Below are 25208 nucleotides of genomic sequence, written 5' to 3'. Positions count from 1 at the left end.
GCTACTTTCCATAAATTATGACGAAGAGCGTGGAAACAAGTCAAAACCTCTAACCTGTAATATGCAACCCGATACTATTTATTACCTACTCCTGGCTGCCAGCTTGTTAATTCAGTGAAATAAGCGAAAAGTTCACCAAAGAGCCGTTCGATCTCGTTGCGGCTTAAGGCATTTGTTGCAACAAAAGACTCATACTCTCCCTGACGTCCTTTTACCCAGCTCTTCTCTTCCGGTACATCAAATATCTGGATATCATACCTGTTCGGATTCTTGTAAACCGGGGTACCCGGGTACGGCATAAAAATATTAAAACCGAATTTATGTGGCCTTACCCGTTCCATCCAACGGCGTGTTTCCTCAACAGTTTCATAGGTCTCTCCGGGTAGTCCTATCATAATAAATACATTTGCAGTAATTCCAACTTGTTTACATAGTTCGACAAAAGCCGCATTTTGCTCGATAGTCTCTTTCTTATCGACAATATCAAGGATTTTCTGTGATCCGCTTTCTACACCAACACCGATTTCGACACACCCTGCTCTCTTCATTGCTATCAGCATCTCTCTGGTTGTAGTTGCTCTGGCATAGCAACGCCACTTTATATTTAATGTTTCCATTCGACTGCATAATTCAAACAGCCTTTTTTTACGAAGGGTTATTGTGTCATCAAGAAACAGGAAGTGTTTGAAATCATATCTGTTAATTATATGTTTAAGCTCAGAGATTACATAGTTAGCACTATGGAATCTTGTCCCGCTCTGCCAGACTTCCTTTGAACAGAAAGAACAAACGTAGGGACATCCTCTACTGGTAATCAGAGTTGTTCCACTGCCATCATCAATAGTATACGCGAAAGAACGGATATCAACCAGATGACGTGAGGGAATAGGTATTGAATCCATATCTCGTATGTACGGTGCTCGTATAATACCTGGAGCTTGCCTCTTTTCTCTATTTGTTACAAGCTGTAACATTGCTTCTTCTCCCTCTCCGGCTACTACAAAATCAAAACCGTCTCGAACACATTTCTCCGGTAATGATGAAGGGTATGCGCCTCCAATGGTTATTCTGGATTTTGGATTTCTTCTACGTAAAAGTTTCAGGATTTTAAGTGCCTGTGGGTATTGAGGAGATGTTGATGTGATACCGTATAGGTCTGCATCCATATATTGTTCCAACGCATTTTCAAGTTCTGTTTCTCTGCCAGCCAGATCAGCTACATTTATATCAATTCCATTATTTTCAAGAAATCCTGCTACATAGAGAAGGCCAAGAGGAGGAAAGGCTTTCTGGTCTATAAGAAAGGGACTTGGAGGAGAAATTAATGTGACTTTCAAATGGTGACCTCCATCGGAACCTCTTTTTTTCTGGATGAAATGTCCGTAGAAATATCAACCGGTGCTCCACGCTTTTCTAATGACTGGTTTATGGCTTCCATCACACGTATTACGTTAAGTCCATTTGTTCCGTCTGTTAGAGGAAAGTGGTCATTTGAAACACAGGAAACAAAATGACTGCATTGATTTTTAAGAGGTTCACTGGTATTGATGCGAGGACTTAAAATGTCACCATCACGTAGCTGTAGTTGAAATTCTCCAAAACTATCAGCTTCACCGGTCATTGCGGCCCCTTTTTCAAAGATACGTACACTTTCCATACTGTTCAGATCATTGAATACAATCCGTTTGTTGCTTCCTACTACTGAAATTTCACGAACTTTGTTTGAATTTATCCAACTTACGTGTATGTGACCGAGTATATTTTGCGGATATCCAAGAGTGAGAAAACCTACATCAGGACGTCCGTTTAAATAGTTTCCACCGACTGCGCTTACCCAGAGCGGTTGAGTATTAAGGAGAAAAGAAAAAATTGATATATCATGAGGGGCCAGGTCCCAGATAGCATTAACATCCTGACGGATCAGTCCCAGATGTGTGCGAGTAGCTTTCATATAGTAAATTGAACCGATATCATCATCTGACATATATTCCTTTATCTTACGAATAGACGGATTGTAAAGGAATGTATGCCCAACCATCAGCTTCAAATTCCTCTCCTCAGCAATCTTTACCAACTCTTCTCCTTCCTCGACAGTGGTAGTCAGAGGTTTCTCAACCAGAACATGTTTATTGTTTAATAGACAGGCTTTGGTAATATCATGATGAGTTGATGCTTCAGTTGCGACAACAACCGCATCCACCTCATCATCAGCAAGGAGTTCGTCCATAAGCTTTGTCGGGAATACATAAGGAAATTTGCGATGCATCTTCTGGAGCCTTTCATCACTCGTATCACACACTCGCGAAACAATTACATCCGGTAGCTCACTGAAAACCCGGACATAATTTATACCCCAATATCCACAACCAATGATTCCTATACGTATCATAATACTTTCCTTAAATAAATTATTTGAACATTGTAGCACGGACAAACTCTGTTTGTCTGTGCTTACACATTTATAATGTACAAACTCGAAGCTTAGTCTTTCAAAAGTCAATAACATTTCGCGCCTCCCCGCCTGAATGACGAAGTCGGGCAGGCGTTCAGTGTTACACCATACATAGCAGGGTCAAATGATAGTCTTATATCACAATACAGCCTAACTTGGCCGCTAAAAACATGCCAAAATTGTGTTTTGGTCTGGAATTTGTATATTCTTTCTGTTGAATATTATCAGGGCTTATATAATAACACTTACGCGTGATAGTTATCGGAAAAATCATTAAGTACATTTTTAACTGTATAAACTTTTATTGTTGATGATTAAATTATATACACTTTAGAAAAAATATTCCCCGGATTCTGGGTAATTATTGGTCGGCAAATTGAAAATTTGTAAATAAACCGGAATTCCACGAATATAAATACGATATTGATGTATTTGCAAACTTGAAATTTTGTGCTGTACACCCATACTCAAGGATGGAAGGCTATAAGAGAGTAAGGAACGATCTTAGCTATATTATTTTTTTTGATGCAGATGAGATTATTGAATATGTAAGGTTTAAAGAATATTTATCTGAAAACGGTTTTAAAGATTATAACGAGATCTTATGCTCTAATTATTACTAATTTCAGGGACGTAACCTTCAGGGCTAAAAAATTAGAAGACTCAATTCTTATGGTAAGAAAGCGTGTTTTGACACCTGTTATGATAAGAGAAGTGATTTTACATGGGCAAGATAGATTGGGTCTTGTTAGTATCGTACCGGAAAAAAGGATACGAAATATTTACGGACTTGATGGAAAACCGATGGCAGACCACTATAGTTGGGTAAGAACGCAGGAAGAGATGATAAAGAAAGTACAGACTTTTGACCACAAATCTGACTTGAATTGGATTTCTTTAATTGAAAATCAATTTTCGCAAGATTTTAATGGTACTGATTTTATAAATGGATATGAATATGAAATTGTTTAGCCGTACATTAGATTGCCAGAAAACAAACTGTAACTTAATTACGGGACAGATCATTATTTTGCATTTATACAACAGAAATGTTAATCGGAGTTTATTATGCAACAAGAAAATTTTACAAAATCAGGAGTATCACGCAGCTTTATAATACCGGTACTCGACTATTCATCGCACAGTCCATACAATATTAATACATTGTTGGATGACTTGAAGGATATACATGGTGAGGTGATCTGTATTTTCAACAGTCAGGAGGTTTTTGATAAACTCCGCAATCATCCACGCATCGATAAATACTGTTTTAATAAGTTAAATGCGGGTGTGAGCAGATCGTGGAATATAGGGATTAACATGGCGGAGGGGCGAACAGTATTTGTTCTTAACGCGGATATTCATTTACAGTCACTTGCGGTCAGCCAGTTAGAATCGTATCTTCTTCGGCTTGATAAGGCTGTTATTGTCGGTCCACAAGGTTCACATCTTGACTTTAAAAATCTCAGTGTTATCAGATATTTTGAACGAGGGACGTTTAACGAGCCGGTACAGGTACATGATGTCTCCGGTTTTCTTTTTGCAATTCACCTTGAGAGGTTTCTTAAGCATAACCTCATGTATGATGTACAATTCAGCCCCTGTTTTTATGAGGAGTGGGACATGGGGTTGCAGGTAATGAAAGCCGGTTTGTCCTGCTATGTTGTTCCGGTAAAGGGTTTTGAGCATCATTGGGGAGCATCTCACGATGAGGATCTTTCAGTAAATTATTTTGGCAGAGAGGTGACCAGAAAGGAAATAATGACAAATAATAGAGAAAGGTTTGTTGCAAAGTGGCTTAAAGGTGATACAAAAAGAGAGGTCAGATTGTGATATATTTAATTTTACCGAGGGGAAATAATTTTGGCTGGGGTGTCTGTGGTAAGTACCTTGTCAAGGAGATATCAGATATTACAGACGTAAAATATATTACGGAGAGTTTTGGCGTAGAAGATATTGGTGACGAGTATGAGTTCCACTTTCTTAAAAGTAAACTGCTTAGCGATGAGGATGCAAATGAGATTAACAGTGATCTTAAAAGAAGGGTTAGTGGGCCAGTTCTGCAGGCGATAGGCAACCATACACTGACGCCATGGGGACCTGAAATAAAGGGTACTTTCAAGGCTGGATACACATTTTTTGAAGAAAATATACTTAGACAGGAGTATATTCAGAACGGAAAAGAGAACTTTGATATTGTAATTACTGGATCAACATGGTGTGAAGATGTCCTTAGAGACCACGGTCTAGATAATGTTGCGACGGTGATACAGGGTGTTGACCAGCAGGTTTTCAATACGCATCATTCAGAGAAAGAGATTTTCAAAGACAAATTTGTGATATTTTCAGGTGGCAAGTTTGAAATTCGTAAGGGGCAGGACATTGTTATAAAGGCTTATAAGGTTTTACAGGATAGGCATAAGGATGTTATGCTTGTCAATGCCTGGTTCAATATGTGGGGTGACAGTATGGGGACAATGGCAGCTTCTCCGTATATAAAATATGATGTTAAATCAAAAGATTATGCTACGGCTATGAACGGTATTTTAAATGATAATGGACTGGACACAGGGCGGATAGTTACGCTTCTTCCTCGGTCCAATGCTCTGATGGCAAAGATTTACAAAAATACCGATATTGGTTTTTTTACTAACAGGTGTGAGGGTGGCACGAATCTCGTGCTTATGGAATATATGGCGTGCGGGAAACCGGTAATCGCCTCAAATAACAGCGGCCATAGAGATGTTATCAATAAAGATAATTCAATTATGATAAAGAATATGAAAAAAATCGATATTAACAAAAACGGAAAAAGAGTAGCCATATGGGATGATCCGGACCTGGATGAGACTATCTGCCATCTGGAATGGGCGTATCAACACAGAGATGAGTTGGAATTATATGGATCACAGGCGGGGAATGACCTGAAAGAGCTTACATGGAAGAGGAGTGCTGAGCAGTTTGTTGAGATTATCGGTGGAATCAGGCAGAAAAAGCAAACTGATAATCAATATTGTACTGAATAAAAATAATTTATATTAAATCATTACGGTTTTTGCAGAAGGTGAGGATGTTTTTCCTTTACCTGTTCCATAAGTTCAGCATCCAGCTTTGTCTTATACAAGGTTTTAGCCTCTGAAAGCTGATCTATGGTTAAATTGTCTACACTTCTCATGTCGGCACCTGTGAGACAGGCATTCTGCAGGTTGACTTTACTGAGGTTTGTTTTATTGAGTTTTGTTTTGTTCAGATCTGCTTCGCTAAGGTTAGCTCCACTTAAGTTGGCCCCACTCAATCTGGCCTTACACAGGTTAGCTTTTATAAGTTTGACGTTACCCAATTCTGCTTTACTCAAATTTGCCTTAGTCAGATCAGCCTCACTCATGTCGGCTCCTGTCAGAACTGCTCCATGCAGCAGGAAGGTGCCTCTCAGGTTCGCGTTTCTCAGGTTGGTTTCCTTAAGTATTATTCCCCACAAGTTGGCACTGCTCAAATCGACACCGCACATATTTGCTCTGCTCAGATTAACCTTACTCAGCTTCATACAGCTCATTCTTGTTTCACTCAGGTCAGCACAATGTCCATCTGCACCAATAGTACTAAGCCAGATTTTATGCTCTTCATGCACATTGCGAAGATCATCAACGCTGATTTTTCGTCCTTTTTTCCCTCCCATTGGGTAAACTCCTTTTGTGAAATCCTAATATATTATCACTTAAGTCGGGTTATAGCAAAATTTTTCGACAAGATATAACAAAGATTATCATGGTATAATAGTGGTGTTGGTTTGTTAAATCAAGGAGAAAAGGGGGAGTAGGGTGTTTATCCCTGACATCCGATCCTGCATAAAAGTGAAATCGTAGAGTGAGATCTCTCCTCACTGGTTATTGCTTACTTCTCATTATGAGATCAACAAGTATGCATTCGTGTAGATGGTCAAGGTCAAAAGGTTTGGTTATGTACTCGTCGGCTCCATTCTCAAAGGCTGTTTTGCTGAATGTGTTGTCTAATAAGCCGGATATCATTATAATACCGATATCTTTGTCAAACAGCCTTACACGTCTCAAGACTTCCAGGCCGCCCATTCCTGTCATGACAATATCGAGGAGCATGACATCAGGTTTCAGGTTCTTTACTTTTTCCAGTGCATCCATTCCACTGTGTGATGTAATGACATCGTATTTCATCTCCTCCAGGTAGTGCTTCATCATATAACATATGTTGGTATTATCATCTACAACTAATATTGTATTCATAGATAGATTCTTAAGTTTAATTGTTGGGAATGATTCCGGTTGTTTCAGGTTGCAGTTCTATCTTCCTGGTAGTGAACGTGGGTCCGGATGGTTGTTACGACATACAGCATTTCTAAAATTGATTACTTTAGCAGGAAGATCTTGTTTCAGGTTTTTGTTGGATTGTAGATATATATGCAACATCTCAATAGTTTGTTCCATCTGCTTTGTTGCCTCTATATCGTTGCCGTGTAATATGCTTAAAACTTTTTTTATATAATACTGATCAGTATATTTCATATGTATAGTGTATAGCAATACTTGTGCCAAAAAAGATGATACAGCAATGGGGTAGATTTTGTTAGTATTTGAAGTTATTTATTCAAAATAAATAGGGCTCTATGAGCTACATATATATGTCACCTTGTTCTCATGAACACTGCATTTAGTATTTTCAACTCGAAAGAGTTCTTCTTTCGAGTTTTCTAACGAAGGAGCATAAGTTTGGATCAGACCTCTCTATAGAGTGTGTCATGTCACACTTTTGTGCCAGTACATTTTTGTGCCATTGGCACGCTTTGTGGTTGAATAACAGGTGTTTCGTCATATTATGTCGTTTTTCTATTCATAAAGTTATCATATGGAGGTATATCTACCACATTGTAGACCGTCTCTTTCTTGACACTCTATTATAAAAGTGATAGTATCAGCCAACTTATAAATGAGATGCCGGTATAATTAAGATGAATAAAGAGATTGCAAAGGTTTTACTTGAAAAAAAAGCAGTAAAATTAAACGCGAAAGATCCGTTTACGTTTGTTTCAGGCATCAGGAGCCCTATTTATTGTGACAACAGGCAGATGATTGCGTACCCTGAAGAGAGAGAAAAGATAGTGAATGCGTTTATTCACGAATCTCAGAATCATGATTTTGAGATTGTCGCGGGTACATCAACTGCGGGAATACCATGGGCATCATGGATAAGTGACAAGTTGAATAAACCGATGTCCTATATCAGGGGAGCAAAAAAAGGTCATGGTGCGGGTAATCAGGTTGAAGGTGCAGAAATAAACGGGAAAAGAGTCCTCATTATAGAAGATCTTATCAGTACAGGAGGAAGCAGTTTCCGCGCTGTAGAGACGGTGCGGAAAGGCGGAGGGAGTTGTGTTGCTGTTGTAGCGATTTTTACATATGACTTTATAAAAGCTGGAAAAGTTTTTAGTGAGGGGGGATGTAAATTGCTGACGATTACCAATTTCTCTACGCTTGTAAATGTTGCAAAAAACGATGGAATATTAACTGAGACGGAATTATCTCTTGTACTGGACTGGAACAAAGATCCAAAAAACTGGGGGCCGAAGCACGGGTTTCCAAACGTGGATAAAGGGTAAATCTATGACTTATATTAATGATCTAAGAGAGAGAGCAAAGGTTGTTAAGAGTATTGTCTGTATGGGTATTGACCCGGTAATGGAAAAGATCCCTGTCAATGGTGAGCCGCAACAGGTTATTGAAGGGTTCTATCTTGCTATCCTGAATGAGATGAATAAAAGGAATTCATATCCTGCCATAATAAAACCGAATATTGCGTATTTCGAACAATATGGATTTACAGGATTAAATGCACTGCATACAATTATCAGTCAATATAATGCGTCCGGAATACCAACAATCCTTGATGCAAAACGTGGAGATATAGGAAAAACATCAACTGCATACGCGAAATCTGTATTTGAATTCTGGGATGCAGATGCTGTGACTATAGCTCCATATATGGGAAGTGATTCTGTTGGACCGTTTACTGAATGGTGTGAGAAAAAGAAGGGTGTTTATATACTATGCAGGACTTCAAATGAGGGGGCAGTTGATCTTCAGGACCTCAAAGTTGACGGTGTGCCGGTGTATATGAAACTTGCTGAAAGCATTATCAAGTGGCATAAGCCTGGCGTTGGCGCTGTTGTAGGGGCAACTTACCTTGAGGAGTTAGAAGAGATCAGTAAGTTCTTTGTTGAGTCAGGGAAAGAGGTTCCGCTATTAATACCTGGTGTAGGGTCACAGGGTGGGAGTGCAGGAGAAGTTGTAGAAGCCTTGAGAAAGACAAAGAACGACATTCTAATTCACAGAATAAACAGTTCAAGTGGAATCAATTACGCATATATGAAAAAAAACACATCTGATTATGCTAATGCGGCGGTTGATGCACTGGAAGAGATTAATAATGAAATCGGGCCGTTAGTGTAGGTCAAGTGATCCTGACTGATGACAAATAAGGCAGGCATACCAAATACAATCATCCTACGTTTTTCTTCGCGCGCTTTGCGCGTGGTTTGCGGTGAAAAATTGCTGTTTTTTCCTCCACCTCAAAAAACGCTCCCAAAAGCATGAATTATCTGGAGAAGAATAATGAGAGATCCACTTGTTGCAGAAGTTAGAAAGGATCGGATGAAGCATGCAATAATTCCATTTTATATCAATGCCGTCTTTTGCCAACAGGGCAGCCCTGCTTGACAATTCCTCAATCCGAAGGTCAATAGGCTTAAGGGCAGAACAGGTTTTTGTGAATACCGCTTTTGTCATACCAGAATTCTGTTATCGGATATCCAGGTGGTTCGTTCAATCCGGATTCCAACTTAAAACATGCCTGCCCGAATACTTACAGGCGGGCGGGAAAGACAGCTATGGAGTATTCATTTGTAACAGGTAAAGACCTGACTATACGGTACTGATAAAAACTATCATTTTTCTCTTTAATATTAAGAATCCGCCGACTATTATAGTATTTTATCAGCATACGGTAAGGTTTTTGCGTTCGATATATAATGGGGGCAAAAACAAAAAAGTTTTTTAATTGATGTATTTTAAATATTTTGTTTTTTTGAAAATTATTAGTTTAGTAAGTCTTCTAAAGTTTGTGTTTCTAGATGGTTGTGACTATGTAGAATTAATATAATCATGTGCCCGGACATGAAACAGACGGTATTGAATACTTTGTAAAAGCAGATGTTTATCAGGATTCAATCGAAAAAATTGCGTATTTTATTTGGTTTAAAATGTGTGTTGAGGTAGAAATATTTTCAGACACCTTAACATTTACGTTAATGATAAGGTACAACAAGATAAGCACAGGCATGTTTGTATAATTATAAAATGTTTTAATTAATAACAATCTTATAGAGGGTACAAAATGGATGTTACTAAAGTATTTGGTACAAATGTATTTAATGATGAAGTAATGAGGAAGTGGTTGCCGAAGGATACATATAAAGCGCTTAGGCAAACCATTGACAATGAACTGCATTTGCCACCTGAGGTTGCGGATGTGGTTGCGAATGCTATGAAAGATTGGGCAATTGAAAAGGGTGCGACTCATTATACACATTGGTTTCAACCGTTGACTGGAAGTACAGCGGAGAAACACGACTCCTTTATTTCACCGACTGCTCAAGGCGGAGTTGTCATGGAGTTTTCCGGTAAGCAGCTTGTTAAGGGTGAACCGGACGCGTCAAGTTTTCCAAGTGGAGGTCTCAGGGCCACATTTGAAGCGCGTGGATATACTGCCTGGGACTGTACCTCACCCGCTTTCCTTAAGGAAGATGCTGCCGGGGATGTTACGCTCTGCATCCCAACCGCGTTTTGTTCATATACGAGTGAAGCGTTGGATAAGAAAACCCCGTTGCTGCGATCAATGGCAGCGGTTTCACAACAGTCGCTTCGTGTTTTGCGAGCGCTGGGTAATAAAACTGTCAGTAAGGTGAACGCAAACATTGGCGCGGAACAGGAGTACTTCCTTGTAGACAAAAAGTTCTTTGAGCAAAGATTGGATTTAATAGTTGCGGGGAGGACAATTTTTGGCGCGCCAGCTCCGAAAGGGCAGGAGATGGAGGACCACTATTTCGGACAGATTAAGGATCGTGTAGCGGATTTTATGAAAGACCTCGATAAGGAGTTATGGAAGTTGGGTATTGCCGCTACAACAAAGCATAATGAGGTTGCTCCATCACAATTTGAAATGGCGCCAATTTTCACTACGGCAAACATTGCGGCAGACCACAATCAACTTGTTATGGAAACACTGCAGAAAATTGCTTTAAGACGTGATCTTGTCTGCCTGTTGCATGAAAAACCCTATGCAGGGGTTAATGGATCTGGGAAACATACGAACTGGTCATTGAGTACTGATGAAGGCGCAAATTTACTTGAACCTGGGAGCACACCACATGCTAACGCACAGTTCCTGCTTTTTATCTGTGCTCTTATTGCCAGCGTTGACCGTCATGCAGATATATTACGAAGGTCCGCGGCAAATTCAGGTAATGATCATCGTCTCGGTGGAAATGAGGCGCCGCCGGCAATTATCTCGATATTTATGGGTGAAGAGTTGACAGAAATTCTGGAGACTATCGCAAAGGGGAAGAAAGCAAAATCAAAAGTATCCACTACTCTCAAGGTGGGGATCGATACAATGCCGCATCTTCCAAAGGATAATGCCGACAGAAACCGCACATCACCTTTCGCGTTTACAGGTAATAAATTTGAGTTTCGCATGGTTCCCTCGTCCGCTTCTATTTCAAGACCGTGTATTGTATTGAATGCTATTGTAGCGGAAGCGCTTGATGAAATTGCAACCAGGCTTGAGAAGGCAAAGAATGTAAATAAAGAGACAGCTTCTATTATAAAAGATACCATGAGAGAACATGGAAGGATCATCTTCAATGGTAACAATTACTCAGATGAATGGGAAAAAGAGGCGGAGAAGCGGGGCTTGCCAAATATTGATTCTACCGTAGAAGCACTTAAAACATTTCCAGAAAAAAAATCTGTTAGCATGTTCCAGAAATATAAAATCCTTACAAAAGAAGAAGTACGTGCCAGATATGAGATTTATCTCGGTCAATATTCAAAACAAATTAATATTGAAGCGAATACGGCGCTCGATATGGTAAGAAGCCTATACATTCCCGCAATTGTGCACTACACCAGTGAGCTTGCTGAAGTGATTCAAAGGCTGGAAACGATAAATGCGTCCGCGGAAGTTCAGAGAGATCTGCTGTTAAAAGTTTCAACTCATCTGGAATCAGCATATAGTAACACCCGGAAACTGGGATCTGAACGGGAGAATGCGCTTAATGTTTCTGACAGTTTAAAACGTGCCGAGGCATTTCGAGATAAGGTACTTGTCGCGATAACTGAATTGCGTGTAGATATTGATGCGCTGGAGAACTTGATCCCACGAAAATTGTGGCCTGTGCCAACGTATGCTGATCTTCTTTTTAAATTGTAGTTTTGTTTTTACATGGAAGAAGTGTATGTGAAATAGTGTTAGATGAGAAGGGTAAAGTGTTAAATTGTTTTTATGAGTAAAAGTTGCTTACCTGAAATGCCAATTATCCGTCCGCCGAGTGAGTGGAGAAGCCTGCTTGTACGTATCACAAGAGGCTGCAAGTGGGATCTCTGTAGATTTTGTGGTATCTATCCTCATTTTGGTGAGCCGGGTTTTTCCGTAAGGACTGTTGCTGATATCAAAAATGATATCAATCTTCTCAAACAACAGCACCCTGGTGCGGAAACTGCGTTCTTTGGTGATGCAGATCCGTTACAGGCGGGGGTTGATACCTTTGTAGAAATCGCCGAATATCTTCGCAAACTTATACCGGTTAAGAGGCTTACCTGTTATGCAAGAGCCTCAACTATCCGGAAGTTGAAAGAGGATGCTATCAAGAATCTTGCACGCGCTGGTCTAAACAGGGTGCATATCGGACTTGAATCGGGAGATATTAAGATCTTGCGGTTTCATCGAAAAGGTCAGACTCCTGAAATGATCAGAGAAATAACCGACTGGCTGAAAAAGACCGGAATTGAAATCTCTTTCTATGTTCTCCTGGGTTTGGGCGGTAGCAACCATTGGCACGACCATATCCATGAAACAGCGAAACTTATCAATGAAACAGGACCGGAATTTATTCGAATCAGAAGATTGTGGCTTTATGAAAAAGACGCCGTCCTTTCCGGTCCCGAATCTCCACTTTTAAAAGAGATCCGTAACGGTTCTTTCCAACCGCAAACCCCTGAAGGATGTGTTGTGGAACTCAGGTATCTGATCGAAAAACTTGATAACCTTTCCACATTTGTGATATGTGATCATGTAAATAATTATGTACAGGTTTCCGGTAATGTCAGAGAAGATAAAGAAGATATGCTGAAGACGATTGATTCATTCCTTGCCCTTCCGGAAAATGAGAGAGAAGCACATTACCGTGCGGTTGATTCATCTCTTTGACAATGAACTATAGTATCATCTCTTAAGTAGCAAAAATTAAAAAATATCACATTCAAAATTAAGCTAATTCACTCAAAATTTACAAATAAGTATTCACTTTACCATTCTAAGTTCTACAACAAAAAGATGCAGGAACAGAAAGAGAAATCACTTACATACAAAACTGGGGAATATCCGAGTTGCGAGAGTGTTTGAATGATATTCTTATAAAAGTATATTAGTATCATTTTGATCTGTTTTGTATCTTGATTACTTTACACACAGACCCCATTTATCTACATTGTTGTGCCTGAAGCGATCTTTATATAATCAAACTACATCTCAACAGTTATATACCTGTGTCTCTTTCAAGTTTAAATTTACTCTTGATTTAGATCATACTGTGAGTATTATATCTTTAAAGTTGATACAGTTTGCCGGATATCAAACTACACAGAAATACTTATGAATTATGAAAAGATGACAAAGGCTGAACTTATAAGGGAACTCAATCGGTTAGAATCAAGATTAGAAATAATCAGTGCCAGAGGAAGGGCTGAAAAGGTTGAAGAGAAACTAAAGGTATCTGAGGAAAAGTATAAAAGTTTGATTGAAAACCTTCAGGATAATTTTATCTTCTACTCGCACAATACAGAAGGTGTATTCACATACGTCAGCACATCAATCATGAACGTGCTTGGTTATCTACCGGAAGAGTTTCTCTCTCATTACTCAAAATATATGACAGACAACCCTGAAAATGAAAAAGTGGTAAAACAAACAGCCCTTAGCTTAAAAGGTATCAAACAACCTCCGTATGAGGTTGAAATTTACCATAAAAACGGTTCTGTAAGAACATTAAAAGTTCAAGAAGTTCCTGTCTTTGATGAACAAGGTAGGGTTTCTGCGGTGGACGGTATTGCTGAAGATGTTACAAATCGTAAGAAAGCAGCAAAAGTACTGTGGGAAAGTAAAGAGAAGTATTATTCTCTGGTCAATGATATTCTTAATAGCTCAATGGTCGGTATATTTATTCTCGATAAAAAATTCAATGTTGTATGTGCAAATCAAGCTATTGAACGTTTCTTTGGCATGCGGAAAGAATGTTTTATCGGGAAGGATAAAAAACAACTTATATGCAATCACATTAAAAATATCTTTGAGAATCCAAAATCTTTTATGGAGACCGTGATTGCTACATATGACAATAATACCTATACAGAAAGCTTCGAATGCCATGTATTATCTGACGGAAAACGAGAAGAACGTTATCTTGAACATTGGAGTATGCCTATTGATACTGGCGTGTATAAAGGCGGTCGTATCGAACAATATACCGATATTACTAAAAGCAGGAAAACAAAGGATGCACTTTGCGAGTCACAGAAAATGCTGGGTATAGTTATGGATAATATTCCTCAATCCATTTACTGGAAAGATACAAAAAGTGTTTACATGGGATGTAATAAGAACTTTGCTAAGAAAGCCGGCAAGGAAAGTGTGGAAGAGGTCATTGGAAAAACAGATTATGATCTTGCCTGGAAGAAAGAGGAGTCAGACTTCTTCCATAAATGCGATCGAAGGGTGATGGACACAAAAAAACCTGAATATCACATTGTAAAACGACGGCAGCAGGCAGATGGTAAACAAGCATGGTTTGATACAAATAAGATACCACTTTGCGATTTTATGGGTAATGTAATTGGCATACTAGGTACATCTGAAGATATCACAGAGCGTCAGGAAGCGGAAGGTATAATTGAAAAATTTAAAATACTTATCAATAATATATCTGATTTAGCTTATATATGTGATGCCAATGGGAACGTTCTGTATCTGAATAATGCATTTGAGGAATTATCAGGGCATAAACCAGAAGAGTTTATAGGGAAACCATTTACACCGCTTTTTGATAAAGAAAATCTGAAAAAAGCAATGGAATTATATACAAAGACATTGGAAGGAAAAACACTTCGCCGAGAAGTAACTTTTAAAAATACTGGTATTGTATGTGAATATAATAACATTCCATTACGAGATAAACAAGGAAACATAATTGGTGTTCTTGGTATAGCGCGAAACATCACTGAGCGCAAAAAGATGGAAGAAGAGCTGACTAAATTAAATACTACACTTCAAGAACAGGATAAAGTGAGAACAGCTTTTATGTCTACAGTCTCTCATGAGGTAAGAACTCCGCTTACCCTGGTTTTAGGCTTTGTAAGGATCATAGACAAAAAACTTGAGAGAATTATATTTCCTCTTATCAATATTGATAACAGTAAAGTTAATAAAGCAGTAAAACAAATTAGAAAGAATTTCAAAATTATAAAGTCCGAGGGGGATAGACTGACATTTCTTATAAACGATATCCTTGATATATCAAAAATTGAGGCCGGAAAAATTGATTGGCAGATGAAAAACCTATCGGTTGCTGAGATAATTAAAGGATCTTTAGAAGCGAGTAATAGTTTCTACGAAATGTACGAACTTGAAATAGTTGCGGAGATTGAAAGTGGACTGCCTGAGGTTATGGCTAATAATGATAAACTGAAACAGGTCTTGATTAATCTGATTTCCAATGCATTAAAATTCACTGAACAAGGGCCTGTATTATGCAGTGCAAGAAAGGTAAATAGAGAGATAGTGATAAGTGTAATAGACAAAGGCATTGGTGTCGCAGAGGCTGATCAAGAGAGGATATTTGAAAAATTTTATCAAATACGAAACGAACACAAAGACACATTAAAAGGGACAGGACTTGGCCTGGCAATTTGCAAAGAAATTGTTGAGTATCATGGTGGGAGGATATGGGTAGAGAGTAAACTGGGAAAGGGGAGTAATTTCTCATTTTCCATCCCGTATATTTCTGAGTAATTGCAGAGCTTGTTTATTGTATCAGCATGCTGGTTAAAAACTATGCACTTTAAGTGCATAGTGGTTTAGTGCAGGTATGACAGAAGTGTTGAAGTACTTGACCTCAAACAGAGGAGATGAAAGACCGTTCCTGGTAAGATAACGTATGGGTTTTATTTACAAGGGTTGGTATCAAGAGTGATAATTTTCAGACGAATAAACAATAAACTGTACCTGGCAAAGGACAAATATACTCCTTCCTTTATCATAGAGATGTGTAAAATTGGTCCTGATGTTATGAGACTGGTTGAACAGGAAAAGTTTGAATCACTGTTTATCATTATGATGATCGAGTGCCCGAATGAGGTTAGAGTTGAATTGGAATTGGCTGAAAACACATTAAGCAATTTAAAGCAGCATCGACCGGAAATAGTAACAAAGATCGAAGAGATGCTTGCTCATAAGTGGATTGAGAGTGAAAAAGCGGAGGAAGACCTCGGTGGCACTGCCCTGGTAGACTGGATTCTTAAATATGAAAAAAGTAGTCCCTGAAGCCGGCTCCTCTCTTCAGTTATGTCAATCATATTAAACAGACATAGTTCTGCATTAGTGGGAAAGGAGAAATCAGAAAAGTAAACCTCTTCCCGATTTCAATTCTTAGAGTAGTACCGTCTCAACTAATTAATCTCACTCCATAAACCTTCAAGTCTTTTTACATTTTCTTTAAGTTTCCCTGATGTGTTTGATAATGTTGATAGTTCGTTTCGTATGGATTCAGCACTGTTATTGCGTATGTCTTTCCCTTTTTCCATAGCCTGTTCTATATTCTCAATAAGTTCATTTCCCAGATTACTGATCTCTTTGGAGTATTGATTAAACGTACCACCTATCCTTGTCGCAAGCGAAGAGCGTGTCCTTCCACAGTTTCTGCCAACTTCAGAGGCTACAAACTCAATCATCTCCTTCAGTATCAATTTTCTAATGATGGATTTAGGCATGAAAGTCCTTAGTATTGATTTAACCTCTTCTTCAGTCATAGACATATTTTCCTGGACCATATAGTAGAATCTTTTATCTTCAGCCAGATCAATAGAGATGTCAGATTGTTGCATTGAGACTTCAAAGAGCTGTTCGGCGGCATTCTTAAATTCCTGCATGATATCGTTGGAACGTTTTGTGAAGCGATTGAAGGTCTCCTGGATACTGTCAGATATCACAATTTCAACCTTTTCTTTGAAAATATCAAATCCTTTAACGATTTCATCCTTGATAACTTTCTGCATCTCTTCTCGTAAAGTGGTTGGATTGTAGTTTCGATTGTCATCGTAGAAATGCTGTATACAGCTCCTGATCCGTGAAGTCTCAGTGTCATTAAAGGCTTGTAACATCTCTTCTACTTTTTTGTTTAATTTAACCGTTTCTCCTTTTATCAGATAAGCAATGTCCTCTTTGTCTTTTTTGAGATTTTCATTAAGTTTATGAAAGGTGTTTATCTTGTTTTCCAACTCCTCTTCAGAAGCGGTCAGTGTCGCGCTTTCAATAGCTATCTGAGACACCGTTTGAAGTGTGATACGCTTTAGTTTGGAGATTGCGGTGTTCAGAACGATCCGGCCTGTCTCTGAAGAGAGAAAATCCCCTATGGCATCTTCCAGGTTTGTAAGTCCGCTCTCTAAAAGCAGGTCTTCATCATCTGAGGCTTTCGCCTCAAGTGCATTTCTGGCAGAGATTGGCCATATCTCCTGAACGGTAAACCCCATTTCTTTCAGCACATTCATGTTGTGGTGAGACATTTCGGTAATCTCTTCCGGTATCAGGTTGTCAACTTTATTCAAAACAAAGAATATCTTCTGTGTAGAACTTTTGATTGTTTCAAGTAGCTCTTTTTCAACCTGTGAAATGGGAACATCGGCACTCATTAGAAAAACTGCGGCATCCAGGTGGTCTAAAAATTCATAGGTAGTTTCTGTATTATGAAGGAATGTAGAACCAATACCCGGAGTGTCTACAAGCTGCATTCCCTCTTCAAGGAGTGGAATCGGGTATTCAATAGACGCACATTTAACTCCACGTCTGTTTTCCGGATTACCGCTTTCCGTCACATAATTATGGATATCTTCAATTTGAACATTGTCCTCAGTGCCGTCATTCATGAAGATAGTGCATCTGATTTCACTCCCGAATTTAAGGATCGTTACAATGGATGTTAACGGTACTACGGAAGAGGGAAGAATCTTATTACCTACCAGGCTATTGATGAGCGTAGTCTTTCCTCTTTTAAACTGTCCTAATATTACGAGATTAAAGTGGTTTAAGATTAACTGTTCCCTGACAGCGAGTAGCCTTTCGTTGCCTGTTCCTTTTTTATCCTTCAACAGGCTATTTATGTTTGCAACGATGTTCAGAATATCTGTTTTGTGATTTATAAATTTTTCTAACATGTTACAGGTGTCATTCTAATAAAAAAACTCCTATCAAAGTACAAAACTTCAATAGGAGTTGTCATTCGTAATGAAGTACCGGAGCTAATAATTTTTTAAATGGTAGTAACTATACAATCTCTTGTCAAGATGATTTAGGGAGAAAGATAGATATAATAACAGTGAATAGAAGAAAAACGGAAGAGATGAATAAACAGCCCTCAAGTGCATTTGCCATATAATAAAATCCAACACCAAGCGATACTCCCTCTCTCTTTGAGTAAGCTAATATTAATTTGTAACCACTGTAATTATTCTATTATCTTTAATAGTTTGATACCTTAAGTTCTTCCATAGTTCCCTTTACAAGAAAGACGATGCGTTCACAGATGTTGGTCACACGGTCTGCAATTCTTTCAAGATTATGAGCTGCCCATAGCAGGTAAGTTGCTCTCGTAATTATCGTAGGTTTCTCAGTCATAAATGAAAGGAGTTCCCTGTATACCTGATCGTATAGATTATCAACTTCATCATCTTCATTGCAGATGGCAATTGCCTTTTCAGCATCCCTGTTTATAAACGCTTCTAAGCTTCTCGTAAGCATGTCAGATGTTTTTTCAGCCATCCTTGGAATATCTATTAGCGGTTTTACCAGAGGCTGGTTTCCATGCATAATCGCTATTTTTGCGATTCCCTCCGCATGATCACCCATGCGTTCCATATCTGTGCTTATGCTCAGAACTGCTATCAGTTCTCGCAAATCAGTTGCAACAGGCTGCTGGGTTGCAAGCAGGTTAATACATTGCTCCTCAATATCCCAACGTTTTCTGTTGATAAGACGATCATCAACTACTATTTTTTCAGCTTTTGTGACATCAAGGTCTCTTAACGCTTCAACCGAACGGTTTAACGCAATATAAACCATCTCTCCCTGGCAGATTATCTCTTTTTCAAGTGTCTTCATGTTTTCCCTGAAAGCTTTTCTTGCCATAATTTCCCTCCCTTTTATAATGATTTAATAATGGCTGTTTGAGAAACAGCTCCTACATTTATTGATCAAGCTGAAGTGGGCATTGCCCACCGAAAATATTCCTTAATCGAAATTGAAACAGTTGGCAATATCCACCTTACACGAATATTTCTAACGTCAGCGGACGGTGTCAGATTTAACCGAAATTACCGCTGATATAATCTTCAGTAAGTTTTTCTTTAGGATTTGTAAATAATGTATTAGTGTCTCCGTATTCAATGAGTTTCCCCATATAGAGAAATCCTGTAATATCTGAAGCCCTTGCAGCCTGCTGCATATTGTGGGTAACAATGATAACGGTGTATCGTTTTTTTAATTTCATCATTAACTCTTCTATCTTGAATGTACTGGAAGGATCAAGGGCAGAACATGGTTCGTCCATCAGGATTATTTCAGGTTCAATTGCAAGCGCCCTTGCAATGCACAGTCTCTGCTGCTGTCCACCTGACAGTTCCATAGCGGGTGAGTGTATGCGATCTTTAACTTCTTTCAGCAAACCGCAATCTTGCAGCGTTGCTTCAACAGTTTCGGAGATTTTTCTTTTATCTTTGGTACCATTTATTCTTAAACCGTATGCGACATTATCAAAGATTGACTTCGGAAATGGATTTGGTTTCTGAAATACCATTCCTATTTTTCTCCTGATCTCAGTAACATCGGTATCAGCTGCATAAATATTTTTTTTATGAAATAGTATTTCTCCTTCTACTTTTGTTTCAGGTATAAGTTCATTCATTCTGTTTATACATCGTAGCAGTGTTGATTTTCCACATCCTGAGGGGCCGATAATAGCCGTTATCTTTTTCTCTTCTATTTCCTGATTGATATTCTTTAAAACCTGCTTTTTGCCATACATTAAACTCAGATTTTTTATTGTAATGTTATTGTTCATTTGTTTTGTATTAAGATCTTGACCAGACCCTGGTCGTGGTTGTGAATAACTTACCTCTATTATAGGATTTACTGCCTGCATATCTTACTCCATTCGTTTTATAAATATCAATTTTACAATTTTTTATAGTGCAGATGTAACATACTTCTTTCTCAGTCTGTTTCTTACGATTATTGCGACCAGGTTTAACACAAGAACTGTCATTAGTAAAATGAGAGTTGTGGTATAAACCATTGGTAATGCGGCTTCTACATTCGGAGATTGAAATCCTACGTCGTATATATGGAACCCTAGATGCATAAATTTTCTTTCAAGGTGGATAAACGGAGAATAACTATCAAGAGGGAGAGACGGTGCCAGCTTTACAACACCGGTTATCATCAGTGGTGCGACCTCTCCAGCGGCCCTTGCCATTGCCAGTATCATACCGGTAAGAATCCCCGGTGTTGCCTGAGGAAGCGTTACTTTCCAAAGCGTTTCAAATTTTGTGGCGCCAAGTCCATATGAAGCTTCTTTTAACGATTTTGGAACGGAAGATATTCCTTCCTCAGTGGCAACCACCACAACCGGTACTGTCAAGAGTGCCAGGGTAAGCGATGCCCAGAGAATACCGCCGGTCCCAAAAGTAGGTGTTGGCAAGGCTTCGCTGAAAAACAGTTTATCTATTCCTCCTCCGATAAAGTATATAAAAAATCCCAGCCCGAATACTCCAAATACTATTGATGGTACACCTGCCAGATTATTCACTGAGATCCTTACAATCCTGGAGAAGACATTATCACGTGTATACTCTTTCAGGTAAACTGCTGTCAGCACACCAAGTGGTGTAACTGCCAGGCTCATGATGAGGACCATGGTAACTGTTCCAAAAATAGCAGGGAACACACCTCCCTCCGTATTTGCCTCTCTCGGTTCTGCTGAAACAAATTCCCAGAATTTGATAAGATAAAAACAGGACTTTGTATAGATACCCATTTGATTTGGATCATATATACGAATAATCTGAAAGATCGGAAGTATCTCTTCGCTGCCATCAGCCAGTTCTATTATCACCTTATGCTCTTTTGCTGAAGTATAAAGATTAGTAAGAGTATCTACCTTTTTTCTATATAACTTATCAAGAGCTTCCACTTTTGCATTTATAGATACGGTTTTTTTTCGGGTACTAACTGTTTGCGATTGCTTTGCCAGACCCTTTAGTTCAAGACGATATTTTTCCATCTTATAGTTTATTTTACCAATATCTATTTTTTCTATGCGTCTGATTTTTTTGTAAATGGACTTACTTTCCTTTAACAAGGGTTTCATTTCCGTCAGACTTAAAGGTTCAATGCCATTGTCATGTTTTATTCCTTTTAAAAAACCATACATGTTTCCCCACTCACGTCTTTCAATGGTCAATGCTGTGGGGGGATAATCATGAGAAAGGATGGTTGAATCATCAAACCATTTGAAGTCCATACCGTAAATATCTCTATTTCCTAGTTTTAATTTTGTTCTATAAGAGTCATTGGTGTTTGGTATAGGTTCTCTTTTCGCCACTTCGCCAAGGACTGCGCTGTTATCATGTAACATAAGCCTGGTGATATTGTGCGGCCAGAATATGCCTAGCCCCTTAAACATAATGAGTGCAACCAGTCCAATGATCATCAAAAGGCTGATAGTAAGAGTACCGCCAGTCAGCCAGATATATGGATTTCCTGTTTTAAATGTTTTTTTCATAGTAATTACAAATGACTATATTTCTTTTTGATTTTCTGTCTTATCAGTTCAGCAATAGTATTCACTATAAACGTTGTTATGAAGAGAAGCAGGGCCGCTAGAAAGAGAACACGATAAAGGGTTCCTCCAACAGGAGCTTCCGGTATTTCAACCGCAATATTCGCGGCAAGTGCCCTGAAACCGTTAAAAAAATTCCAGTCCATAATGGGAGTATTGCCGGTTGCCATAAGAACAACCATAGTCTCACCTACCGCTCTTCCGAAACCAAGCATAACGGCAGAAAAAATTGCCGGGCTCGCAATAGGCAAGACAATTTTTACCGCTGTCTGCCACGGAACAGCACCAAGTGCAAGTGAGGCGGAGGTGAGGTTCCTTGGGACATTGCTCATTGCATCTTCAGATATCGTAAAGATAATCGGTAATACAGCAAACCCCATTGCAAATCCAACTACAACAGCATTTCTCTGGTCATACTGCAGGCCTAGAATATCCAGAATCCATTGCCGGTAATCTCCCATAAAGAGAAAAGACTCAAAAGGTCCACTAAGGTAGATTGATGCAGAAATAGCAGCGATGAAAAATGGAATAAGAAAAAGAGTTTCTGCCCCATTACTATATTTCCCTTTTATGTAACCCGGAATGCATTTCCATATACAAAATGCCATTGTAATAAATAGTAAGAGAAATAACGGCATAACTATGATTGCCGGAAATATCTTTTCCATTAAAGGTGCAAGCCAAAGACCTGCAAGGAATCCTAGAATAACACTGGGAAGCGCTGCCATAAATTCGATAGCTGGCTTTATAATCTTCTTTAAAGAATTATGGAGAAATTGAGAGGTATATAATGCCGAAAGAATACCAATGGGTATGGCAATAATCATGGCATAAATAGTCCCTTTTATAGTACCAAAGATTAATGGTACGAGACTGAGTTTTGGTTCAAAATCATCAGTACCTCCTGTCGATTGCCAGGAATATTCAGGCTCTTCATACCCTTCATACCATATTTTTCCGAAAAGGGTCTTAATGGTTGTTTCAGGGTGAGGATTTGAAATCCTCCAGTGTGTCAGGTTGCCTGCAGCATCAGCTGCAAGAATACCATTTGCCTTTGGTGAATAAGCGATAGCTGTTGGCTTCGCCTTTGATATAAGCCTTAAGAGTGTCTGTTCTGATGTAGCATGCTTCAGGTGGATTGTTCCATCAGATGAAGCAGTTACAAAGCACTTGTTTCTTATGGATGATGCAATAGATGTTATGTCTGACTGGTGCTGCTCAATAATATGTATTTTTTTAAGAGCCCAGCCTGTCGGCTTTGCTTCGTCTCTTACGCGCATCCACGTGCTAATACCTCCATTCCGGTCTCCTGCTACAAGAGAAACATCTCCCAGCAGAAACCCGAGTGATGTTATTGATTCTTCAGATACTTTTACTTTTTCTTCCAGAAAAGGATTTTCCTTCTCTCTCATATTTATATGGATTACCTCTCCATGTGAAGTTCCAATATAGAGGTTCTCCAGAAAGTAGTCAATTGCCAGTGATGTTATCTGTGGCTTCTTTCTCTGTCCTGTTGTATCATCAGGTATTGCCTTCTCCAGTATGGCAGTAATGTCCGTTATTATTTCATTTTTTTTCTCTCCACCAAAAAGATTCTCTTCTATCTCTGTTGATTTTAGTTTAAGTTTGCCATCTTTCGAATAAAAAACGGTAACGGTTACTTTCTCATCGCTTTTTGAGGTAATATATCGTATTCTTTTTCTTTCTTCATCAGTATGTTTAACTTCTTGATCAGAAATTTCAGGGGTAATAATTCTCTCATCATTTTCAAATGACACGGAAAAATTAATATTAACCATTAAAACCCTGCCGTCTGCAGTTCCAATAATAATGCGGTCTCTGTCTTTACAGATTGCAGTGATGGAAGATCTTTCGATCCCTTTAATACTATGTTCCTTTATCAGCTTACCGTCAGAAAGGGAGATAAAGTCAATATTGCCATCTTCATAAATCGCGTAGGCAATCTCCTGATACTCATCCAGGCCAACTGAAACAGGTTTATCTCTCAATGAAAAGGTGTTTTCTTTCAATACATTGGCACCTTTTAAGAGAGGGAAAACTTCCAGGAAAATGAATATAAACAGGGCAAGGATTACAATAATGACAACCGCACCACCCAGGGTAATACCCCAGTGGGCGGTTCTGTCAATTAATCTTTTTTTCTTCAGGTTTTTCATAAACAAATTTTAAGTATAGGTATTTCAATATTTGTAACATTTCGACTCCCCGTCCGATCCGGCATGGGCGGGTGCTCAGTGTGACGTCATTTTGAGTGGAGTCGAGGAATAATAGTTGTCTAATTACTACTTTATTTTTCCAAGTTCTTCTTTTACAACGGTAACAGGTACAGGGAGATAACCGTCTTTTATAACGACTTCCTGACCTTCTTTACTTAATATGTATTTAACAAACTCTTGAATCAACGGATCAAGAGGCTTGTTCGGTTTCTTATTAACATAGACATAGAGAAACCTTGCCAGTGGATATGAACCATCCAATACATTCTCTAGTACCGCTTCTTTATATGAGTTGCCTTTTTTTACAAGAGGTACTGCACGTACACCGGAGGTCTTGTATCCGATACCACTGTATCCTATTCCATACCTGTCTTCAGTCACTCCCTGTACAACAGATGCGGATCCAGGTTGTTCTTTGACCGTATTTTTGTAATCACCCTTGAAAAGCGCTTTTTTCTTGAAGTAGCCATACGTTCCGGATGCGGAGTTACGTCCGTAAAGACTAATCGGCCTGTTTCCCCATTGACCTGGTAATCCTACCTTACCCCATGTTGTAATATCCTCTCTATGTGCACCTTTTCTCGTTTTTGAAAAAATCGCGTCTACCTGGGCAAAATTCAAACCTTTTATAGGGTTATCTTTATTTACGTATACGGCCAGTGCATCAAGGGAGGTTCTTATCTGTGTCGGTTTATAGCCATATCTTCTTTCAAAATCATCTACTTCTGTTGGTTTCATAGCCCTGCTCATCGGGCCTAACTGTGAAGTCCCAAGTATTAATGCGGGTGGGGCGGTTGAAGAGCCTTTACCCTCTATCTGTATTTTGACGTTGGGATATAACCTGTTAAACCCTTCGGCCCAGAAAGTCATCAGGTTATTCATAGTGTCAGAGCCTATACTGTTGAGATTTCCGGAAACACCACTAACTTTTGTATAAGGTTGTATGCCGGAGTCAACTGCCACTGCCTCTCCTTTAGTGGATAAACTTGCCAGACACATGCTGATTAGTATTACAGCAATAAAAAATTGTTTCATCATAACTATTGTTCCTCCT

The 25208-nt window shown here is 38.9% G+C and carries 20 protein-coding genes and 1 pseudogene; 9 read left to right on the top strand and 12 right to left on the bottom strand.

The genetic code is table 11. The features are described 5' to 3' along the window. Positions 1 to 74: 74 nt before the first annotated feature. Together SCALIN_RS04865 and SCALIN_RS04860 are read right to left on the bottom strand one after the other, a co-directional pair. The gene (locus SCALIN_RS04865; RefSeq protein ID WP_096893180.1) at positions 75 to 1337 is read right to left on the bottom strand and encodes a B12-binding domain-containing radical SAM protein; all 1263 of its coding nucleotides are present in this window, start codon (positions 1335 to 1337) and stop codon (positions 75 to 77) included. Continuing rightward, complete coding sequence (locus SCALIN_RS04860; protein WP_162532148.1) at positions 1334 to 2389, bottom strand: Gfo/Idh/MocA family protein; 1056 nt, start codon at positions 2387 to 2389, stop codon at positions 1334 to 1336. The genes SCALIN_RS04865 and SCALIN_RS04860 overlap by 4 nt, the downstream gene beginning before the upstream one ends. 735 nt (positions 2390 to 3124) lie before the next feature. Between SCALIN_RS04860 and SCALIN_RS04855 the strand changes: the two genes are divergently transcribed. The 3 genes from SCALIN_RS04855 to SCALIN_RS04845 all read left to right on the top strand — a co-directional run bounded on the left by SCALIN_RS04855 (position 3125) and on the right by SCALIN_RS04845 (position 5478). Further along, positions 3125 to 3424 carry a hypothetical protein gene (locus tag SCALIN_RS04855; RefSeq protein WP_096893175.1) on the top strand — a complete coding sequence of 100 codons (300 nt, stop codon included), beginning with the start codon at positions 3125 to 3127 and terminating at the stop codon, positions 3422 to 3424. A 96-nt stretch (positions 3425 to 3520) separates the two neighbouring features. Next, positions 3521 to 4285, top strand: coding sequence for a glycosyltransferase family A protein (locus SCALIN_RS04850; RefSeq protein ID WP_096893174.1), 765 nt, complete (start codon positions 3521 to 3523; stop codon positions 4283 to 4285). After that, a complete protein-coding gene (locus SCALIN_RS04845; RefSeq protein ID WP_162532147.1) occupies positions 4282 to 5478 on the top strand; it encodes a glycosyltransferase family 4 protein in 1197 nt (398 codons plus the stop codon). Before SCALIN_RS04850 ends, SCALIN_RS04845 begins: the two co-directional genes overlap by 4 nt. Before the next feature lie 20 nt (positions 5479 to 5498). On the opposite strand, the gene SCALIN_RS04840 is transcribed toward SCALIN_RS04845, so the two are convergent. Both SCALIN_RS04840 and SCALIN_RS04835 read right to left on the bottom strand, forming a co-directional pair. Further along, on the bottom strand, positions 5499 to 6128 hold the full coding sequence (locus tag SCALIN_RS04840; protein WP_096893170.1) for a pentapeptide repeat-containing protein: 630 nt from the start codon (positions 6126 to 6128) through the stop codon (positions 5499 to 5501). A gap of 208 nt (positions 6129 to 6336) precedes the next feature. Next, positions 6337 to 6708, bottom strand: coding sequence for a response regulator transcription factor (locus SCALIN_RS04835; RefSeq protein ID WP_096893169.1), 372 nt, complete (start codon positions 6706 to 6708; stop codon positions 6337 to 6339). A gap of 722 nt (positions 6709 to 7430) precedes the next feature. On the opposite strand from SCALIN_RS04835, the gene pyrE reads away from it, so the two are divergent. Both pyrE and pyrF read left to right on the top strand, forming a co-directional pair. Continuing rightward, positions 7431 to 8078: an orotate phosphoribosyltransferase gene (pyrE, locus tag SCALIN_RS04825; protein ID WP_203415353.1), complete on the top strand. Its 648-nt coding sequence runs from the start codon at positions 7431 to 7433 to the stop codon at positions 8076 to 8078. 4 nt (positions 8079 to 8082) lie between these two features. Further along, positions 8083 to 8928: an orotidine-5'-phosphate decarboxylase gene (gene pyrF, locus SCALIN_RS04820; protein WP_096893164.1), complete on the top strand. Its 846-nt coding sequence runs from the start codon at positions 8083 to 8085 to the stop codon at positions 8926 to 8928. Between the two features lie 54 nt (positions 8929 to 8982). Here pyrF and SCALIN_RS04815 read toward each other — a convergent pair whose 3' ends face one another. Further along, positions 8983 to 9264 carry a hypothetical protein gene (locus SCALIN_RS04815; protein WP_096893162.1) on the bottom strand — a complete coding sequence of 94 codons (282 nt, stop codon included), beginning with the start codon at positions 9262 to 9264 and terminating at the stop codon, positions 8983 to 8985. Between the two features lie 607 nt (positions 9265 to 9871). Here SCALIN_RS04815 and SCALIN_RS04805 point away from each other — a divergent pair. The 4 genes from SCALIN_RS04805 (at position 9872) to SCALIN_RS22580 (ending at position 16351) form a co-directional block, all read left to right on the top strand. Beyond that, positions 9872 to 11968 (top strand): glutamine synthetase III family protein, encoded by a 2097-nt coding sequence (locus SCALIN_RS04805; RefSeq protein ID WP_096893158.1) that lies wholly within the window; start codon positions 9872 to 9874, stop codon positions 11966 to 11968. A 72-nt stretch (positions 11969 to 12040) separates the two neighbouring features. Then, the gene (locus SCALIN_RS04800; RefSeq protein ID WP_096893156.1) at positions 12041 to 12964 is read left to right on the top strand and encodes a B12-binding domain-containing radical SAM protein; all 924 of its coding nucleotides are present in this window, start codon (positions 12041 to 12043) and stop codon (positions 12962 to 12964) included. 444 nt (positions 12965 to 13408) lie between these two features. Beyond that, positions 13409 to 15820: a PAS domain-containing protein gene (locus SCALIN_RS04795; RefSeq protein ID WP_096893155.1), complete on the top strand. Its 2412-nt coding sequence runs from the start codon at positions 13409 to 13411 to the stop codon at positions 15818 to 15820. Between the two features lie 177 nt (positions 15821 to 15997). Beyond that, positions 15998 to 16351, top strand: a complete 354-nt coding sequence (locus tag SCALIN_RS22580) for a hypothetical protein (RefSeq protein WP_096893153.1) — start codon at positions 15998 to 16000, stop codon at positions 16349 to 16351. Between the two features lie 125 nt (positions 16352 to 16476). On the opposite strand, the gene SCALIN_RS04785 is transcribed toward SCALIN_RS22580, so the two are convergent. The 7 genes and pseudogenes from SCALIN_RS04785 to SCALIN_RS04760 form a co-directional block, all read right to left on the bottom strand. Next, positions 16477 to 18237 (bottom strand): dynamin family protein, encoded by a 1761-nt coding sequence (locus SCALIN_RS04785; RefSeq protein ID WP_096893151.1) that lies wholly within the window; start codon positions 18235 to 18237, stop codon positions 16477 to 16479. A gap of 124 nt (positions 18238 to 18361) precedes the next feature. Continuing rightward, positions 18362 to 18511 (bottom strand): annotated as a pseudogene (locus SCALIN_RS23790) (organoarsenical effux MFS transporter ArsJ); the annotation flags it as partial. Between the two features lie 30 nt (positions 18512 to 18541). Then, positions 18542 to 19207 (bottom strand): phosphate signaling complex protein PhoU, encoded by a 666-nt coding sequence (gene phoU, locus SCALIN_RS04780; protein ID WP_096893149.1) that lies wholly within the window; start codon positions 19205 to 19207, stop codon positions 18542 to 18544. Between the two features lie 175 nt (positions 19208 to 19382). Next, on the bottom strand, positions 19383 to 20138 hold the full coding sequence (gene pstB / locus SCALIN_RS04775; protein ID WP_096893465.1) for a phosphate ABC transporter ATP-binding protein PstB: 756 nt from the start codon (positions 20136 to 20138) through the stop codon (positions 19383 to 19385). A 123-nt stretch (positions 20139 to 20261) separates the two neighbouring features. Continuing rightward, entirely contained in the window at positions 20262 to 21860 is a 1599-nt protein-coding gene (pstA, locus tag SCALIN_RS04770; RefSeq protein WP_096893147.1) for a phosphate ABC transporter permease PstA, read from the bottom strand. 5 nt (positions 21861 to 21865) lie between these two features. Further along, positions 21866 to 24094, bottom strand: a complete 2229-nt coding sequence (locus SCALIN_RS04765) for an ABC transporter permease subunit (protein WP_096893146.1) — start codon at positions 24092 to 24094, stop codon at positions 21866 to 21868. A gap of 126 nt (positions 24095 to 24220) precedes the next feature. Continuing rightward, complete coding sequence (locus SCALIN_RS04760; protein ID WP_096893144.1) at positions 24221 to 25192, bottom strand: PstS family phosphate ABC transporter substrate-binding protein; 972 nt, start codon at positions 25190 to 25192, stop codon at positions 24221 to 24223. Positions 25193 to 25208: the final 16 nt, after the last annotated feature.

The sequence above is a fragment of the Candidatus Scalindua japonica genome (assembly GCF_002443295.1).
Taxonomy (GTDB): Bacteria; Planctomycetota; Brocadiia; order Brocadiales; family Scalinduaceae; genus Scalindua; species Scalindua japonica.
Note: the sequence above shows the minus strand (reverse complement) of the source record. Positions and strands in the feature narration are given on the sequence as shown.